This is a genomic window from Peribacillus sp. Bi134, from assembly GCF_918698065.1.
Taxonomy (GTDB): domain Bacteria; phylum Bacillota; class Bacilli; order Bacillales; family DSM-1321; genus Peribacillus.
Window position 1 is genome coordinate 344,393 of record NZ_CAKKLN010000007.1, and the last position, 19,686, is coordinate 364,078.

Below are 19,686 nucleotides of genomic sequence, written 5' to 3' on the forward strand. Positions count from 1 at the left end.
TCCTACTGGCATTGGCAAAATAAAAAGACCTCTGCCATATAGGCAAAGGTCTTGCTGAACATGAAAACATGTCAACAAAGCCGATGAATGTTTAACATTCACGTAATGACGACTTTGTTTTAGGGCGAACCCTAACGCTACTCCCCTTTGAAAAGGAAAATCAGTTATTAAGTATATTCATAGTATACGCGCTCGTTATGAAAATAACAATCTTTTTTATAAATGGATTCATTTTCTGTACCCTTTGGATATTTTAATCAATCGCAAATATTCTTTGCCGAAACGAATCCAGTTCGGTTTGGCAGAAAAGTAGTTCTGAAACAGCGATAAAAAACTCGTGTATTTCCCTTCATATGGATACCATTGTATTTCTGTATTGTTTTTACCTTTATCGATCATGATCGCTTTTTCATGGCAGAAAATCTTTAATCCATGCTCGCCATGATAGCGGCCAACCCCACTTTGTTTGGCACCGCCAAATGGTAAATGATGATTAGCAACCGTTATCAGCACATCATTGATCGTCACCGCCCCTGTTACTAACCGAGACGCAATTTTGCTTGCTTTTTCACTATCCATCGTCCAAACGCTGGAATTGAGTCCATATTCACTTTCATTTGCCAGGGCGATCACTTCTTCCTCCGTATCAAAAGGCACAACAGGCAACACTGGTCCGAACGTTTCTTCTTTCATGATTTTCATGGAATGATCGACATTGGACAGAATCGTCGGCGGAATGAAATGGGTCTGTCCCGTTTTCCACTCTTTCGGAGGTATTCCGGCTTCAAGTACGGCCCCCTTATTCAGTGCATCCTCCAGTTGTCCAGCCACAATATCAACTTGTGCCGGGAAGGTCATTGAACCGATGTCATCCTGCGAATGCACCCCCTGCCTCATGGACTTCGTCTTTTCTTTAAGAAGCATGAGGAATTCCTTATAAACAGGACGTTCCACATAAACCCTTTCAACACTCATGCACACCTGCCCGCTATTTGTAAAAGCCCCCCAAAGCGCCCCGTTAACAGCCCGTTCCAGGTTGGCATCACGCAGAACGATCATCGGATCCTTCCCGCCAAGCTCCAAAGTCGTTGGGATCAGTTGTCTAGCTGCGACCTCACCAATCATTTTCCCAGTCCTTACAGATCCAGTAAAAAATATATAATCAGGCTTTTGCTCAGTTAATGCCGCACCCAGTTCTTTTCCTCCATGGGCAAACTGTATAATTCCGTCCGGGAAACCAGCTTCAAGAAACAGCTTTTCGATGCAAACCCCAACTAAAGGTGTTACCTCTGAGGGCTTGGCGATGACTGCATTTCCCGCTGCTAGAGCATTAAGAATGGGTACCATGGAAAGCTGCAGCGGATAATTCCATGGTGAAATGACGAGTATCGTTCCACGGGGCATATATTGGATATAAGATTTTTTTCCAATTAACATGAGCGGAGTGGTGACCTTTCGTCCGGAAAGAGTTTTCAATGCATGTTTCTCGATATGCTTTATTGCATCAATCGTTGGCATGATATCAGCAACCAGCGCTTCAATTTTCACTTTTCCCGTATCTTTTGAAATGACTTCAGCTATTTCATCCATTTTTTCTACCATCAATAAACGAAGCCGTTTTAAATAGTGCAGCCGTTCCTTGATGGAAAGATTCGACCATTCTTGGAACGCATGTCTTGATTTCTTATATATATGAGGAATCGACTTCAATGGCGTTGGCACGATTTCCGCAATCTTCTCACCTGTTGCCGGAGAAAACACTTCCAGCTTGTCATATATCTCTTCCATAACTACTCCCCTTGCTTAACCTTATTTTTATTGGTACTCCCTATCATTCTTATGCTTTTAATTAAGATCGACCAAGGAGGTAGGCCTTCCCTAATTCACTAAACGTAACGTACGAGGTTTTTCCACCCCTCTTTATATCATGCCAGAGACGCAGGAGCCTGTATAATATAATCCATTGGAACCAAGTTCACAACCGGTTCGCTCTCTTCATTAAATCCCTGCACCATTCCGTGCCACATAACCGGGGCTAAAATAAGTATACCTTTTAAGATGAGTCACTCTAACAAATTTGTTTACAGTATCCACTTCATCACATCAGGTTTTTCCATAAATAACCTTAAATAGTAATCTTCCAGACTTAACAGAACCGCCAAATGGAATATATAGTAAAAATTTTTCAGATATTAAAAGGAGTATTCACGTTTGCTATCGAAGGTAATGTATAGGAATCCGAATTGGGCTATTAGCAAAAAGGAAATCCGGCAGACAAGTTTCTCGGTTTTAGTGTTTAATATTGGTTTATGGAGGATAAATTCATATATCGAATAAAAATTATTATCTATATAAACGATTTTCCGTTACTATATAAGAAGGCGATTTTTTCGCGCATACATATTTGAGGTGAGCGCACAAGTGAAAAGAATAATTAAAGCATACGACTTCCCTATTTTCATCGCTGTCGTATTACTCTGTTTGTTTGGTTTAGTCATGATTTACAGTTCGAGCATGATTACTGCTGTTGCTCGATACGGCATGCCTATGGATTTCTTCTTTGAGAAACAAAAAACGGCCTTTCTCATTTCATTCGTGGCAATGATCGTCACGATGATTCTTCCTTATAAGATGTACAAAAACAAAATGTTCTTGATGTCTATGATGTTTGGAATGGCTGGTATCCTTTTGCTCCTCTTTATCTTCGGCCATACAGCAGGAAATGCCACAAGCTGGTTCAAATTAGGGACAAAGTCGATTCAACCCGCTGAATTTTCCAAGTTAGCCATGATTATTTATTTGGCAGCCATTTATGGAAAAAGGCAGGATCGAATCAATAGTATTGATAAAGCCGTCATCCCGCCGATTTTCTTTCTTGTATTCATCTGCTTTTTAATCGGAATACAACCTGACTATGGAACGGCAGCGGTCATTTTCCTGATTTCAAGTACCATGATCATTTCATCCGGTATGTCCTTTAAGAGTATATTCAAACTCTCTTTGATTACTGCGATTTTCGTTGCCATATTTGCACTAGGTGTAATAGTGACAGGAAATTTTTCTTCCGTTCTTTCTGAAAATAAGATGTCTCGTTTTACTGGGTTTGCAGATCCTTTCGGAACGGCAGGAGAAAGCGGGTATCAACTCGTAAATTCACTATTCGCGATAGGATCCGGCGGCCTTACTGGAGTGGGTCTTGGTGACAGTGTACAAAAATACGGATACCTGCCTGAATCACATACTGATTTCATCATGTCTGTCATTGCAGAAGAGCTCGGGATATTCGGAGTGGGGTTCGTTTTATTGACACTAGGTTTTATCGTTTTAAGGGGATATGTACTTTCAGCAAAATGCAAGGATCCATTTGGAAGCCTTTTATTGATCGGCATCTCATCCATGATCGGCATTCAAGTCGGCATCAACGTTGGCGGAGTGACTGGACTTATCCCTATTACCGGGATCACCCTTCCATTCATCAGTTATGGAGGATCTTCCTTACTGCTGCTCATGCTTTCAATGGGCATATTCCAAAATGTCGTTATGCGAATGAACTTGCTTGAACAGAAAGAAAAGGTCGTGTCCATCCCAAAAGATGAGATTGCGTCCTCAAAATAATCGTTCAAATACCCCCTGACATTTCTGTTCATGTCAGGGGGTCCCCTTCTCTATAAGGTTATGGAACTTCACATAAAAAAACAGGCAGTCGAGACCCGACCGCCTGTTTTTTTATTTATAATGGATACCGATTTTCGTAAAGCCAGAAATCAGACTGAGTAAAGGACAAAGCAGGCAGAAGAATGCAAATGGAGCATATTCAAGGGTTGAAACACCCAATACCTGTGTCAGGAATACACCGCAGACACCCCAAGGAACCAGAGGATTCACAACTGTTCCTGCATCTTCAAGTACCCTCGCAAGCGTTTTGGGCTGCAAGCCTAAATCTTCATATTTCTGCTGAAAGGCTTTCCCAGGCAGTATAACTGACAAATACTGTTCACCCACCAGGAAATTCACGCTGATTCCTGCAAATACAGTAGCGGAAATCACTTTCGCTACACTCGTCAATGAATCCTGGATCGCTTTTAATATAGAAGGTATGACTCCCAATTCGAACAATAGTCCGCCCATGGCCAATGCCAACAACACCATCGAAACGGAGAACATCATACTTTCAATTCCGCCCCGCGATAAGATTGAGTCAAGTTGATCCATTCCACTCTTGAGTACAAATCCGCCGTATAAAATATCTGCCAGTTTTGCAACCGTCAAATTAGGCGTTTGAATGAAAGCGATGATGGCTGCCGAAATGATTCCTGCCGACAATGTCGGAATGGCTGACACCTTTTTCAAAGCCATGATTAGAACGATGACAAACGGAATCAAACTCCATATGCTTATATTCGTTTCCATTTCCAAGGCTTTGGTCATGGCTTCGATTTCCTCAACACGAGCAACTTTGACATTCGGTGAAAGGAAGTAAAAGATGATAAGTGATATTAAAAAACCTGGAATCGTAGTCCAAAGCATATTATTAATATGTTCAAATAATGGTGCTCCAACCGTTCCAGATGCAAGATTGGTAGAGTCGGATAATGGAGACATTTTATCCCCAAGAAATGCACCGGAAATGATTGCACCGGCTGTAATCGCCAACGATAAATCCATCGCCGCCGCCATACCTATTAAAGCAACGCCGATAGTGGCTGATGTTGTAAGTGAACTCCCGATACAGAGCCCAATTAGCGAACACACCAAAAATGTGATTGCATAAAAATATTCACCAGAAATCCAGTCAAACCCATAGAACATGATGGTAGGGATCGTCCCGCTTGCCATCCATATGGAAATCAGCATTCCAATGAAAAAGAATATATAAATGGCTCCCATACCAGTACCTGCACCTTTGACTATAGCCGCCTCCATAATTGAAAATGGCAGTTTCTTGATCTTCCCATAAACAAATAAGAAAAGGATTGCCGCTATTATTGGAATATGGGGGGCAAGTCCATAGTGTATGATACCAGTTGCAATGATTAAGAATAGAATGGCCAAAACCCCAATTGCTTCAAGTAAGGAGAGTTTTAGCTTTGCATCTTCAAGACGCATGATGTTTTTCCCCGCTTTCAATGTTGTATATTCTCTGAGGTAAGGCTAGGACCTTTTCACTCCTTACAATTACTGAAACGCTTTTAAGCACTAAAGTACTAGCTAAATATATAGGAGTTTCAGGAGATTGTCAAAGGAATAATTTAGTACAATTCGATTTTATCAGTGATACTTCTCTCCACTGATACAACGCAAACCATTACCAAGCTCCTTCCGATAGATATATGTTCAATTCATTCCATCATAATGACTTTTATGTGATTCGATAATTATTTGGGCTAATTGCAATGCCTTGGTTGTCTCATTGATCTTTACAAAATAATGAAACAGTTTTTTCTCATAATGATCGATCAGGACTATGTAGCCTGTTTTCCTGAAAAAGGGCAGAGCTTCTTCTTCTATTAAACGGTAGAATTTTTCTTCCTCTTCCTGGATTGCAAATAGATGCAATTGAAAATAAAAGGGTGGCATGCCATTATGTTTTCGGGCAAGTCTCAATCCTTTTTCAGCTAGGTCCGTGAGCTCTGTATCATTCAATAACTTTCCTTTTATCGCGTTGTTGATGTATCCATCCAAAAACATCGTGTAAAAAGGATTATCTTCATCAACGAGCAGAAGCGCCCTTTCGTATAATTTTCTTGCATCAGCAAACCTTTTCCTTCTATAACATTCGAAAGCAAGATTGTTAAGGAGCTTGGATTTTCGATCATATGCCTGACAAGCATCACACATCTTGATTAAGGAATCGTATTTTTTCTTGGTTTCCTCAAAGTCGTGCAGCTCCCTTGCGTTCAATTGAACAAGCATCATCGTTTCGGTATCGATGATTCTTAGTACATTCAATGTTTTATGAAAATAGGCTAGCGCTTTTTCAGCATAATAGTATGATGCAATATTTGAATGTGTTGAATGGTGTGCCAGTGCAAGATGATAATAATATTCATTGTGATGGTATCCAGAATGATCAATGCTAGTAAGGATGTTGATGCAATCTTTGTATTGTCCGGTCAGGAAATAATAGATGCCCATGATATGTTTTAAATAATTGCGTTCGTACGATGAGAGCTGTGACTCTTTCCCTTGGATAATTTGTATCCTTTCAAACGCTTTCTCCGGAAGGTTCATGAATAGATGGTACCTTGAGAGGATTAAATTATAGGATGCATGAAAATCAGGAAGCTCTTTAAGCGGCTCATCTTCTATTTCTTTTTTTAACCTAGCTGAGTCTTCCGTCTGTTGTGAAATCAAAGCATTCTGCCACTCATCAAGTTTTTGGCCCAATAGATGATATTTTCTGACCTCTTCTTTTATATTGATCTGCAGCCTCTCGGATAACAGGGTTATCATCTCTTTGGAATACTCGGTAATCCCTCGTTCAATCTTGCTTAAATGTGTAATGGAACAAATTCCTTGTACCAGCTCCTTTTGTGTCATTTGGGCTTTTTCCCGATAAAACTTAATGATTTTACCCTCCACCAAAAATTCCCCCATGCTAACTTTTTCCTCCAATTATAGCAAAATGGTAAAAGCCCCAGGAAAATATATTTTTCCTGGGGCAAATGCTATTGATTCGTTTCTAGTCCAATCAGGCGTAAAAAGTATTCCAAACCTTTATTGCCAATCTTTTCTTTCGGTACTTTATTTACTGGTGCATCCGGACCTTTCGTCAAGAAATTCTTCTCGACATATCTGACGTCGAATTCATCGACGGTACCGTCCTGGTTAATATCTTCCTTGATGATGGATTTATCCTTGATACCATATGCATCGACGACTTCCTGAATATCTTTTATGTCTATGACTTTATCTTTATTGATATCCCCCGCTAGGTTCAGATCTGGTCTGAGTCTTATATTCTGTCCTAATAGAGTTCCGTCTTTTTCTTTACCTGGAACGAAATTTGTATGGCTCTTGAGATGTGATGGCGTTTCGACGACAAGCGTATATTCCTGGTTAGATGCAGGGATCCCTTTGATCGAGAATTGACCCCAATCATCAAGTGTTCCCGAGTATTTTTTCCCTGCTTTGGATTGCGCATAAACTTTCACACCGATTTTTGTGATATTACCTGGCTTAATATATCCTTCCTCACTTAAAAACGCTTCTGGAGAAATCGATCCGTTCAAAGTTGAGTGCTTAGAAATGATTTTATATCGGTCAACACTGTAATATGGAAGATCGGTTGCAGTATTGCCCCCTTGTTTTATATAAGAAGCTTCTCCTACATCCATTCCCGCATATAAATGATAAAAGGTATCGTCGACAAGTTTAAAGGATACATCCAGTAGAGGCATATCTCCGTTTAAACCTTTAAATGCCTTTCCTGTCAATTCAGCGCCAACCTTGACTTCTTTAGATTGATTATCATCATTAACGACAGGTTTGGTTAAAGAAACATTTAACCCTTTTTCTTTTGCATATTTTTTTATTTTACTGGAAAGTTTAGCATTTTTAAATTGATAAAGCTCACCTTCATACTTGATCGTATATTCTCCTGAAAGGAACTGTTTTACATTATTGACTGATAAAGTCATGGTAAAGGTATCATCCTTTTTCAGCACTTCTTTATCATAGTTTGATGTGACATATTCAGTCCCTTCTTTTAAAAACACATAATCTTGAGGATTCATTGCTGTTGCCATATCTGTAGTTGCCAACCTTAGATAAAGTGCATCATTTGCAATATCACTTTCTTCGATTCCGAATTTCACATTTCCATCAGGATCGATTGGGAATTCCCTGCCAAAATATGCGTATTTGCTCGTGTCGTAAAACATAGTATTGGAAGTTTGGTCATAGTCCAAACCTTTCTCTTGAAGTACTTTTACTGTCGCATCATTGACATTTCCGTGTACATAGAAAGCCTTCTGACCATCTTCTTCGGTAAACATCGAGTCATTTATTTCATATACTCCTGGTTCTTTGTCCCATTTTACGTCTGGAGGGGTGTTATCGACTATTGCAGCAGTACCAGCTGAGTAAGTTTTTCCCGACTCATCACTTCCTATGAACTCTAGAGTGTAGTCCCCTTCTTGAAGTTTCTTATACGTATCGGAAATCGGATGCTCTGGATCGTTTGTAAATGGATATACATGACCAGTAAACGCAAAAAGAATATAATACGGTCTATCTGGTTCGAACCTAGAAGCATTTAGGCTCCCTACGTATCCTAATGGTTTATCTGACTTCGTATCTTTTAGGATAACATCCACTGTTTCCATTGGACTTTTCAGCTGAAACATAGCATTCATAAATGGGTTATAGTATTGCCAAAACGGGAAATCATTAGCAATGGATGGACTGTCCGTTTCAACGTAATCAATACCTTTATCCGTTACTGTGATCGAAAATGGAACTTGATACGTTTCTTCATCATTTTCAGAATTTGTGATGTGAAGGTACCCTTCATATGCCCCTTCTTTTGCATTTGCCGGTACGCTGATAGTTGGTTCAATTACTTTGGACTTACCTTTAGCCACAGTAACCGACTTACTCACTTTTACCTTTACGCCATTTGCATTGGCATCTTGTACACCTTTTATATTTTTATGGTATTCAACATCAATGGTATATTTTTTCTTTTTCCCCTTATTTTCAATTTCCACTTTTTTCGTGAGTTCAATCGCTTCATCATTGTCTCTTATATATTCCCGGCCAAATGCAAGTGAGCCCGTTTCCTCGTTAATTTCTGTCGTTTCATCACCTTCGACAATTTCGGTTTTATCCAATACTTTTATCGAAGTATCCACATGCACGGCATCATAGGCATCAATACGGCCGGCTCCAACTTCATTCACCGAATGATCTTTTTGTAAATCAACGGATGTATTCATGAGAGCTTCTTTCACATCAAACGGGTCATAATCCCCGTGTTCTTGTAATATTAATGCAGCGACTCCCGCAACATGCGGTGTAGCCATTGATGTACCTTGCATACGTCCATAGGATGATGTGTAATCAATCCCTTCATCTGGACTATTGATATATTCCGGCTCAGTGGAGAAAATGGCTACGCCAGGCGCTACAATATCTGGCTTAATATCGTAATTTCCGTTAACTGGACCTCTGGAACTGAAGTCTGCCAAATTATCTCCGACTGTTTTTGTATTCCCTGTATCTTTAAATGTAAGGGATCCATTTTCGATAGCTTTTAATTTTTCCCCATCTTCTTTGGTTAATCGAAAAGTAGGGATAAAGTCGGTTCCTTCCCCAACATATGAGGTGATTTCTCCATCCACATTGTTATAGATTATAATTGCTTTTGCCCCAGCTGCCTTTGCATTCTTTATTTTCACATCAAACGTAAGGGTTCCCCGTTCAATAAGAGCGATTTTATCTCGAACATCTTTTCCTTCAAAATCGCTTTCCTGTCCAATGCCGGCATAAACGACCGGAAACGATTGACCAGTTAAGTCTTCAATCCGATCCGAAAAGTTTTTGCCTAATAGTTTCATGTTTTCAAATGTATATTTTCCAGCACCAGCAGTTATGGTAGGGATCTTCATGGCAGAATCACTTGCCCCAACTGAAATGCCAAGGGCAGCTGTTCCAGGAGAGCCTAAAGTTTTCGCACCTGGCCCCGCATTACCGGCAGCAACAACGGAAACAACTCCAGAAAGCATTGCATTGTTGATCGCTACAGAAGTAGGATCAAGCGGATCATTGACAGATGATCCAAGTGATAGATTCATGATATCCATACCATCACTGACTGCTTTATCAATTCCTGCTATTACACCTTCATTGGAACCGGAACCATACGGTCCTAACACACGGTATGTATAGAGGTCAGCTTCAGGAGCAACACCTTTCACTGCATAATCCACTTCATTTGTTTTTGTTGCGGCGATCGTTCCAGAAACGTGTGTACCATGAGCTGTATAGTAAGCAGAACCACTGCTGGTGAATTCCGGTTGACCGGATGATTTCCAATTTTCATAGGTTGTCTCCATCGGATCTGCATCATTATCGACGAAATCCCAGCCCTTAACCGATGAAGGCTCAATGTCCTTAGGATTCTCACCTTCTTTACTTCGGTATCCTTTATATGCATTGGTTAAATCGGGGTGATTGTAATCGATGCCAGTATCAAGGACACCAACTTTAATCCCTTTTCCCTTTATATTTTCTTCATGAAGTTTATCTACTCCAATTTGAGGAATGCTATCAGCCATTTTTGGAGTGATCCCTTTTTCTTGAACCGGGAGCTCCAATTGGATTTTTGCATTATTCCAGATTCGTTTAACTGTCCCTGATTGAAGTAAATCTTTTACCGCAACTCCTGGCAACGTCATGGAAACGCCGTTAAATGCATGTTTATATTCTCTGTTTATCGCTAATTTACTGGAATCATACTTGGATAAATCTTTTTTCTTTTTCAAAGATTCAATATAGCTTTTAAATTCTTGATGTGACTGATCTACGTTATTTTTTGCAGAAGCAATCGTCATTTTTTTCCCAAGCACCGCTTGTTTTTTGACGGCGACCTGTGCAGGAGCTTGTTCGAACTCAACAATAATGGAAACCAGCTCCGGGCTATTTGTTTTTATATCTGGAGAAATGGTGAAGTTAGGACCAGCGTTCAGCTTCTGAATCGCTTGTCGTTGCTCCTTGGATAAGTTCGATAAAATGTCTTCAATATTTTTATGGGTAATCGTCACTTCTGGATTCTCCGCCAATGGATGAATCGAAAAGGTTGTAGATAGAAGAAGCCCGGCAGCGAGGGTGCCTGATAAAACAAGTTTCCCTTTAGAAAATTTCATTTTTCCATTCCTCCTTATTGTTTAGAAAATTTAGTATCTTCTGTTAAATAATAGAGGATAAATGGTATTGGTGTAAATTGGGGTAATGCTCTTGGTTGTATCTCCCTATGGTTCCATGATCTTTATGTTAAATATCATGACAATTGGAGTGGCAGGATGGGATTTCATGGTTCCATTCCTAATTGGCATGAATCAAGTGTAGGACAAGCGAACTAGAATGATAGAAGTAATTACCCCACATTCCCACGAGAAAAGTCTGCTGAGGCCATTATGAGGCTCTCGGCACTAGTCATTCCCTGTCTATAAGGTCACCCGTAAGGTAAGCGATAGTTATAGTAGAATTAAAATATCTCCAGATAATGAAAAAATCTCTTGTATTCATAACACACGGGGTTCGAGTTTGTAGACAAATGGGGGTCTATCTAAAATTTAAGACAAAGTAGATTGGAACGGAAGGTGCGAGACTCCTGCGGGAAAAACGCGTCCAAGGGAGACCCCACAGACGCAAGGCGTCGAGGAGGCTCCCGGACCGCCGCGGAAAGCGAGTGCCTGTAATGGAAATCAACGTTCGAGTTTTCAAACAAAAAAAACTGTAGACAAAGGGTTCTATCTAAAATTTAAGACAAAGTAGATTGGAACGGAAGGTGCGAGACTCCTGCGGGAAAAACGCGTCCAAGGGAGACCCCACAGACGCAAGGCGTCGAGGAGGCTCCCGGACCGCCCGCGGAAAGCGAGTGCCTGTAGTGGAAATCAACGTTCGAGTTTTTCACAAAAAAAAACTGTAGACAAACTTGATTTTCATCGAGTTTGTCTACAGTCTGAAGCCCGTATATAACACGGGCTTCTTCATTATTTCAAATCCATTGGATTATATAATTCCACATCAGGATTTTTATCTTGGAACCAACGAAGAGCAAACTCATTTTCAAATAAGAATGCATATTTATCAAACCGATCTTTAACAAGGATGCTTCTTGAGCTATGAAGATTTTCATCAAGCTTTTCATCTTCAGCCCAGCGTGTAATCTTGCTGCCCATGCGCTCCATCACGACTTCAACATTGTACTCGTTCCTCATTCGATGCTCGAATACTTCGAATTGAAGTTGCCCAACCGCACCAAGCAGATATTCTTCCATCCGGACCGTTTTGAAGAGCTGAATTGCCCCTTCTTGTACAAGTTGGTTAATTCCTTTATGGAAGTGTTTCTGTTTCATGACGTTTTTAGCTGTTACCCTCATGAATAGTTCCGGTGTAAACTGAGGCAGCCTTTCAAACTGAAACATGTCTTTGCTTGTTGTAATCGTATCGCCAATTTGGTAGTTACCTGTATCATATAAACCGATGATATCTCCGCTTACCGCTTCATTTACGGTGTTCCGATCATCAGCCATGAATTGAGTGGAAGAAGAAAGGTTGATTGGTTTTCCTGTCCTGCTCAGGTTGACGCTCATCCCACGTTCGAATTTACCGGAGCAAATGCGAAGGAAAGCGATCCGGTCACGGTGTTTTGGGTTCATATTCGCTTGGATCTTGAAAATGAAACCAGAAAAATCATTACTGACAGGGTCCATTTCACCTGACGTTGTCATCCGCGCTTGTGGGGCTGGTGCAAATTTCAGATAAGCATCCAAAAACGTCTGAACACCGAACGTCGTTAAAGCACTCCCGAAAAATACGGGACTAAGTTTTCCATTCGCAATGTTTTCTTCAGAGAATTGGTTACCCGCTTCCGTCAACAGCATGATTTCTTCCAAAGTTTGCTCATATAACTGGGAATCCTTAAGTTTATGATCCACTTCGAGTTCACCTTCGTCATTCAATGGAAGGAAACGCTCTTCCCCTTCCGTTTTGAACTGTTCAATCCGATTATTGAACCTGTCGTAAATGCCCACGAAGTCTTTTCCCATCCCAATCGGCCAGTTCATTGGATATGTTTCTATACCTAATACCTCTTCGAGTTCGGCAAGCAATTCTAGCGGCGTTTTACCTTGTCGGTCCATTTTATTGATAAAAGTGAAAATCGGGATACCCCTCATCCGGCATACTTTGAATAATTTAACCGTCTGATCCTCGATACCTTTTGCCGAGTCAATGATCATCACGGCGCTATCAACAGCCATCAGTGTACGATATGTGTCTTCACTGAAATCTTGGTGGCCTGGTGTATCGAGAATATTGACACGGAAATCATCATAATCGAATTGCATGACTGAAGATGTAACTGAAATTCCCCGTTGCTTTTCAATCTCCATCCAGTCACTTGTTGCATACTTCCCTGTTTTTCTAGCTTTAACTGTTCCGGCATCACGGATCGCGCCGCCAAACAGCAATAATTTTTCTGTCAAAGTCGTTTTCCCTGCATCCGGGTGAGAGATGATTGCGAAGGTCCGTCGGGATTGAACCTCGTCTTTTAAAGTAGTCATAAAATGTTCCTTTCATTATTGGAGTCATCAATAAAAAAATTTATAGGGGGTTCATTTGTATTATTTACATTGGAATGGCAACCTTTCTTTGTATGCAAAAATCCTGATCATACACAATATATGTAAGAAGAAATATATCATAAGGCTTAAACCTTGGCTACTCTGCATTCATTTCAATCAACCTTTCTATTTTAACACGATATGAAGGAAAGATGTAGAGGTGAATGAATCACCATAAGGGGTTTTGTTCAGATGGCAAAACAAAAGACGCTTAATCAGCGCCCCTTATCTTAATCCATATGGTTACCGTTCATTTATTCATGGTTTAACTTATTTACCTTGCAGGTTTAATCGCTTTTTGATTCCGCTTGTTCTTCCAGCGTTTTTTTACTTCCTTGAATATGATTGGAGCAGCAAAAATGAGGGCCCTTTTTAATAATTTCTTCATTTTTCATCAGTCCTTTCTTTCTTACTTATCCTATACCCGATTATTTTCGTGAAAAACTTTAATGCCAAATTGTTTTCCTATTCTCCACTCTAAAGGCTTTTCCTATTGGCCCGGTCAAATTTCAATCCAGGAAACTCCTGTGCGACAATACCGTTATGCTTCCCCTTATAAAACCTGTCTAATAATATTTTCCCTAATGGGAATGTATAAATTAATTCCATTTGTTTTATCCTTTATAAAGGTGGGTATATATTAAAAAAATGGAAATTGCCTCATAAGAGGCTTTCACATATTATCAAGCATCTTCGTATGATGATTTTAACTTGAAAGAGGGTGCTGGATAATGTGTGAAATTGATTTTTCCATCACGGTAAAATCATCACCATTAATATTTTTTAACTTTTTAGGAGGATTCATCGAATGACAGTAACAGGTAAAGTAAAATGGTTCAATAGTGACAAAGGATTTGGATTTATCGAAGTACCAAACGAAGACGATGTTTTCGTACATTTTTCCGCCATTCAAGGAGAAGGTTTCAAGAGCCTTGATGAAGGTCAAGAGGTTGAATTTGAAATCGAAGAAGGAAACCGCGGACCCCAAGCTAAAAACGTCATAAAACTCTAAAGCATAGATACACAAACATATTGATGGACATTGGAAAAGGATGCCGCCCAGATTGGACGGCATCCTTTCCTTTATATGTTATATGTACAAGCGGCATATTCACGTTATCTTTCATTAAAATGATCCAAAATGAAGCCGGGAACATGTTCACCGGAAAAACTCTTGATGTCCACATCTCTGCTTTCTTTATAATAAAAGGCAGCTGAGTACTCCCCGCCCCAATCGATTTGGGCATTATCAATGGCCGTCTCGATTTCCGAAGCGGTCTTAATTTTCAAGCGGTTTGGCTGTTGTTCAATCTGCTGTGCGATTTCACTTTCAGAAAACGAATGATAAACTTTCGAATCGGTCTTCGCAACCAGTATATAAGAGACATCATCAACCATTAACCTTGCTTTTTCCGATTGTCCGGTACTTTCCATCCATTTTGAAAACTGAGTATATGAAGAGTCCCAATTCATATAAATGGTTTTGTCATTATGCAAGAGAATGTCGATGGAGGCATAAGCACCAAAAGAAGATGTCATTTGGTCGAACGATTGATTATTCAGATCCTCCGACAATGCGTTTACGGCTGCTTCCAGCTGTTGACCGTCCGTGATCGTTATTGATTTGTCCACTTGTCCGCTCGCCGTTATCTTGATTTTAGATACGTCATCAGCAGAAACATTCAATAACTCATTAACCATTTCTTTATATTCATTCGACTCATAAATTTTCGCCAATAGCGGTTTGTATGAGTCGTAGTTTTGCAAATGATACTCCCTTGCTAACCGTTTTCCATTCTTGAGTTCATACAGCAGGAATACGGATTGTCCATCATTCAATTCACCAAAGGAAACCTTTTTACCCTTATCGATAATTTCCTGATGCAATAACCTGATCGCTTCTATATTTTCCTTCTCTTTAAGATAATTGGAAGCGTTATCCGATGTGTCACCATCTTCAAAAAATAAAGGAGAATTGCCAATATAAATTTGGCTAATCATTTTTTCATCAGGAATCTTGGCCTTATACTGAAGGGGATCTATTTTTATAATGAGTGCCAGCACAATGATAGCCACTATAAATGCTGCATAACCTTTCTTGTTGACCCGTATTCGCCAAGTCTTTTGCAGGACCATTTCCCCTAAATAATATCCAAGTAAAGAACCGACGGTATATCCGAAGAAAATCCACCCTGGTTGGCTTGTCGTTTCGCTAAAATACAGTCCTGTAAACAGCATCATGCATAATGTCAGGCCGAATTTAAATAATGGCTTAATCTTCGGATAAACAAATGCCTGCGATACATGCTCCAGCTTTCTCCTCTCATAGAGAAAAAGAGAACTAATCAGAAAAAGTAAGGTTAATATACTATAAATTAAAGTATTAACAGATAAAAAGTCTATTTTTTCCATCTCCGTTGCTGCTAATAAGGGGGAGATGCCCTTCATATTGGAGCTTAGATAATAATCTGCAGAAAATCCTGCTATCAAAAACTTCACATTGGCTGCAAACAGTACAAACAACCCCACCGGCAAAGCAAGAAAAATATAGGTCAGCAGTCCTTGAAAGGCTGATAATCCCGTCACCATGCCAATTAAAACGGCAACAGAAAAGATCAAAGCTTCCAAAATAAATGTAGTCCCCATCCATGACCATATATCAGGCATGGTATATAGCGTTTCTATATCAATTGCCGAGTGGAATAGTATCAAAATTAAACCTGTAAATAATATCGGCAAACCCAAGAAGCCAATTCCCGTCCCAATCATATGAATGTAGATGCTGCGTCTAGTAATCGGTAAACTATGAATAAAGTCAGAGGCTTGTTTCACTTGTAAAAACCGAAAAAGGAAGATGGCAAGTAATACTGGAATAACGATGACCAAGACAAACTGTATCATCTGCTGACAGGAAAAGAGGTTTTCAAATTTCACATATTCATTGTTCTCATTCAAGATAATCGCTAACATTTCCAAAGGCAGCGCAAATATGAGGCCGACGAGATACAGGAAACCAATCCAGCCAGTGCTTCTGAAAATATAGATAATCAATTCTCTATTAAACCAGGTTATTCTGGATGACATAACCGATATCCCCCATTTCATAAATGAATATCTCCTCTAGAGTAAGGGGGAGAATATCTAATATTTCTGGCTGAAACTGATTAAAGTGCGATTTAATCATGGATTCTTTACCTTTAACGATGCAAACGATCACGCTGCCGCGTCTTTCCTTGTTGAGAATTTGAATTCCGCGGTATAAACCGTGGGGAATTTTATGTTTAAAGGCGATTTGCACTTTGTGTACATCAGCTTTTAAGTCATTCAAATCCTTTTGGATCACAAGCTCACCCCTATGTAAAATCCCTACATGATCGGCTAAATCTTCAATTTCCCGGAGATTATGGGACGATAGTAAAATCGTCATATCCCTTTCCGATACATCCTGAATCAACAACTGCCTCACATTTTTACGCATGACCGGATCTAACCCATCAAACGGTTCATCCAGGATGAGAACTTCCGGCATCGTCGAGAGTGCGAGCCAAAAAGCAACCTGTCTTTGCATACCCTTCGATAGTTTATGTATTTTATTTTGTACGGGTATCGGAAATACTTCCTGTAATTGATAGAAACGGTCTTGATTCCATTCACTATAAATATGGCTATAAAAACTTGCCATTTGCATGATCGTATAGTTAGCCAGGAAATAAGGCGTATCAGGAAGGAAGAAACAACGATTTTTCACTTCACGGTTTTCAAACACGTATGATCGATCAATTAGAACTTCTCCTGCATCCTGTATCAGATTGCCTGAAAGCATTTTTAATAAAGTCGTTTTCCCCGCCCCATTTGAACCTAATAACCCGAATATGGAGCCTTTTTGTATGACCAAGGTGACGTTTTTAATCGCTTCTTTTCCTTCATATAATTTACTCACCTGTTTTATTTCAATCATGAATCTCCCCCCTTTGCCAATGGACTGATTTCCTTTATCAATCTATAAATTTCATGTTTATCGATTCCGATATAAAGAGCTTCAGCGAGTACCCTTGAAAGCTCGTTTCTGATCTTTTCTTCTTTCAATGAATTTTTCAAGGATTTAGGAGGAGCCACGAAATTCCCTTTGCCTGGTAATGTATATATAAACCCGTCAGATTCAAGCTGCTTGTACGCTTTCTGGATCGTATTTGGATTGATGGTCAATTCCTGAGCCAATATTCGAATAGATGGTAGCTGATTATGTTCCTGTAAAACTTCATTGATCATTAGTTCCTTTAACTTATCCATCAATTGCTCATATATCGGCTTTCCATTTTGAACATCCAGCTCAAACATCATAAACCCTCCTTGCAAATGGGTGTATTACATCTCCTAATACAGTAAATTATAAAACAATATCTTCCAATTTAAAACCAATTTAAAACCATTTTCACACAATACTCTTCATAAACTCGCTTTCATTTTGTTTAACAAGACTTACAGGAGGGAACTAATGATAGTAAGAATAAACAAAGGAGTTGTTTTCATTGAAACCATTATACACAGCTACAGTTGCCGTACAAGGCGGTCGTGAGGGACATGTTAAATCAGAGGACGGGATTTTGGACTTCGATGTGAGATCACCGAAGGAATTAGGTGGTTCCGGTGAGCGCGCCACAAACCCGGAACAATTATTCGCAGCCGGTTACGCGGCTTGCTTTGACAGTGCCTTGAATCTTGTTCTGCAAAAAGAAAAGAAAAAAGTCGATACTTCCGTGACGGCAAATGTCACGATCGGTAAAGATGAGGATGACGGAGGCTTTAAATTGGCTGTAAGATTGGATGTTTCCATTCCCGACCTAAGCAGGGAAGAGGCTGAAGACTTCGCCAAAAAAGCACATATGACCTGCCCCTATTCAAAAGCGACTCGCGGGAACGTCGATGTCACCTTGATTTTGGTATAAGATTATGCAAGGGAATGGATACGGCATTAAGGCCGGCTCCATTCCCTTTTTTCTTAGTTCACTTCTTCCAATCCCTTCATTTTCAAAAGAAAGCCCAGACCTATTACCGCCATGATGATCAATGAGCCCAATGCCATCCTGCTCGCCAATGTACCGAGGTCATGGAATACCAACGTTATTGTTCCATATAAAAGCGGACCGATTATTGAAGAGACTTTTCCTGAGAATGCAAATAGTCCAAAAAATTGCCCCCTCTTCTCATCCGGGGTCAATTCAATGATATATGTCCGTGATGTCACCCACATCGAACCAAGTGAAATGCCGAACATACTTCCGGCAACCCAGAACCATAGAGCGGTTTGTGCAAAGAGCGCTATAAATAAAGCAACCAAAAGCAGAACCCCCACATATGTCACAGCTAGCCGCGGCCCCTTCGACTGCGTGATGTATCCAAACAGAAACGATCCGGCAATACTCGATACTGTCGAAACCAAGTAAAGCAAAATGAATCCGCTTGAGGAAAATCCAACAACAGTCTTGGCATATATGGCCATCATGCCGATAGTGGTCGCAATTGCATCATTTAAAAAGAAATAAGCAATCATGAATGTAAAAACCGATCGATGGGATTTCATCTCTTTAAATGTGGATTTAATTTCCTTATAACCGGATAAAAAAGGTTGTTTCGCTTTTTGCTGTTTTGGAGACTCTTTTAAAAAAAAGAACAATGGAAGGGAAAAAACCAGAAATAAAATGGCCGTGGGAATAAAGGCTTCATGTGAACTCCCTTTACTTATGAATGGATAGATGGACAGGCCCACTAACGTTCCAAGGTAGCCTACCGCCACGCCAAATCCTGATATAAGCGGCAATTGCTGTTTCGTGCCTAAATCACTCATCATCGTATCATAGAAAACAAGACTCGAATGATAGAAAAACTTTGCTATCACAAATAAAAGAATGACGATCGCCAAGGAAATTGGAATGCCAAGAAGCTTCCCATCGAACGGCGCCCCTCCAAATACCCCCATTAAAAATGTACATACAACGGAAATGAGTGTGAAAATCATAATGTATTTTTTCATTTTTCCCGTTCGATCGATCATGACACCGAACAGCGGGGAAAACAAAACTAGAAACAAACTGGCAATCGCATTTGCGTAGGAGATGAAGGTACTGGCAATCTGATCAAGAACGGCATTTTCCCCAATCTGTTCCTGGAGGAAGAATGGAAAGAAAATCGTATTGATATTAGAAGAAAAAATCGTATTGGCAAAATCGTAAAACGCCCAAGACAGAATGGGCAGGGAAAAATATAAACCAAAATTCCCCCTCGATTTTTTAGACTTCGGTTTCACCTGCAACTCCATCTGCTTTCCCCCCTTATT

The 19,686-nt window shown here is 40.0% G+C and carries 12 protein-coding genes; 3 read left to right on the top strand and 9 right to left on the bottom strand.

Going from position 1 to position 19,686, the window contains the following annotated elements; genetic code table 11:
• Nucleotides 1-228 precede the first annotated feature (228 nt).
• On the bottom strand, nucleotides 229-1,788 hold the full coding sequence (locus tag LQ188_RS17895; RefSeq protein ID WP_101224481.1) for an aldehyde dehydrogenase family protein: 1,560 nt from the start codon (nucleotides 1,786-1,788) through the stop codon (nucleotides 229-231).
• A gap of 633 nt (nucleotides 1,789-2,421) precedes the next feature.
• Between LQ188_RS17895 and LQ188_RS17900 the strand changes: the two genes are divergently transcribed.
• Nucleotides 2,422-3,615 carry an FtsW/RodA/SpoVE family cell cycle protein gene (locus tag LQ188_RS17900; protein WP_230177630.1) on the top strand — a complete coding sequence of 398 codons (1,194 nt, stop codon included), beginning with the start codon at nucleotides 2,422-2,424 and terminating at the stop codon, nucleotides 3,613-3,615.
• A gap of 111 nt (nucleotides 3,616-3,726) precedes the next feature.
• Here the strand turns inward: LQ188_RS17900 and nhaC are convergent, their stop codons facing one another.
• From nhaC to LQ188_RS17920, 4 genes are all read right to left on the bottom strand, one after another.
• Nucleotides 3,727-5,106, bottom strand: a complete 1,380-nt coding sequence (gene nhaC / locus LQ188_RS17905; protein ID WP_230177631.1) for a Na+/H+ antiporter NhaC — start codon at nucleotides 5,104-5,106, stop codon at nucleotides 3,727-3,729.
• Nucleotides 5,107-5,334: 228 nt separating this feature from the next.
• Nucleotides 5,335-6,597: a helix-turn-helix domain-containing protein gene (locus LQ188_RS17910; protein WP_230177632.1), complete on the bottom strand. Its 1,263-nt coding sequence runs from the start codon at nucleotides 6,595-6,597 to the stop codon at nucleotides 5,335-5,337.
• Between the two features lie 71 nt (nucleotides 6,598-6,668).
• Nucleotides 6,669-10,868, bottom strand: a complete 4,200-nt coding sequence (locus LQ188_RS17915; RefSeq protein ID WP_230177633.1) for a S8 family serine peptidase — start codon at nucleotides 10,866-10,868, stop codon at nucleotides 6,669-6,671.
• An 849-nt stretch (nucleotides 10,869-11,717) separates the two neighbouring features.
• Nucleotides 11,718-13,292 (bottom strand): peptide chain release factor 3, encoded by a 1,575-nt coding sequence (locus LQ188_RS17920; protein WP_076366909.1) that lies wholly within the window; start codon nucleotides 13,290-13,292, stop codon nucleotides 11,718-11,720.
• Nucleotides 13,293-14,160: 868 nt separating this feature from the next.
• Here LQ188_RS17920 and LQ188_RS17925 point away from each other — a divergent pair.
• The gene (locus LQ188_RS17925; protein ID WP_230177634.1) at nucleotides 14,161-14,364 is read left to right on the top strand and encodes a cold-shock protein; all 204 of its coding nucleotides are present in this window, start codon (nucleotides 14,161-14,163) and stop codon (nucleotides 14,362-14,364) included.
• A gap of 104 nt (nucleotides 14,365-14,468) precedes the next feature.
• Here the strand turns inward: LQ188_RS17925 and LQ188_RS17930 are convergent, their stop codons facing one another.
• From LQ188_RS17930 to LQ188_RS17940, 3 genes are read right to left on the bottom strand one after another with little or no spacing between them, the layout of a single operon-like run.
• Nucleotides 14,469-16,436, bottom strand: a complete 1,968-nt coding sequence (locus LQ188_RS17930) for a DUF6449 domain-containing protein (RefSeq protein WP_230177635.1) — start codon at nucleotides 16,434-16,436, stop codon at nucleotides 14,469-14,471.
• Nucleotides 16,411-17,310, bottom strand: coding sequence for an ABC transporter ATP-binding protein (locus LQ188_RS17935; RefSeq protein ID WP_101224477.1), 900 nt, complete (start codon nucleotides 17,308-17,310; stop codon nucleotides 16,411-16,413). The genes LQ188_RS17930 and LQ188_RS17935 overlap by 26 nt, the downstream gene beginning before the upstream one ends.
• Nucleotides 17,307-17,693 (bottom strand): GntR family transcriptional regulator, encoded by a 387-nt coding sequence (locus LQ188_RS17940; RefSeq protein WP_350301853.1) that lies wholly within the window; start codon nucleotides 17,691-17,693, stop codon nucleotides 17,307-17,309. Before LQ188_RS17940 ends, LQ188_RS17935 begins: the two co-directional genes overlap by 4 nt.
• 188 nt (nucleotides 17,694-17,881) lie before the next feature.
• Here LQ188_RS17940 and LQ188_RS17945 point away from each other — a divergent pair, with 188 nt between their 5' ends.
• Entirely contained in the window at nucleotides 17,882-18,298 is a 417-nt protein-coding gene (locus LQ188_RS17945; RefSeq protein ID WP_101224475.1) for an organic hydroperoxide resistance protein, read from the top strand.
• 53 nt (nucleotides 18,299-18,351) lie between these two features.
• Here the strand turns inward: LQ188_RS17945 and LQ188_RS17950 are convergent, their stop codons facing one another.
• Entirely contained in the window at nucleotides 18,352-19,668 is a 1,317-nt protein-coding gene (locus LQ188_RS17950; protein WP_202190628.1) for an MFS transporter, read from the bottom strand.
• Nucleotides 19,669-19,686: the final 18 nt, after the last annotated feature.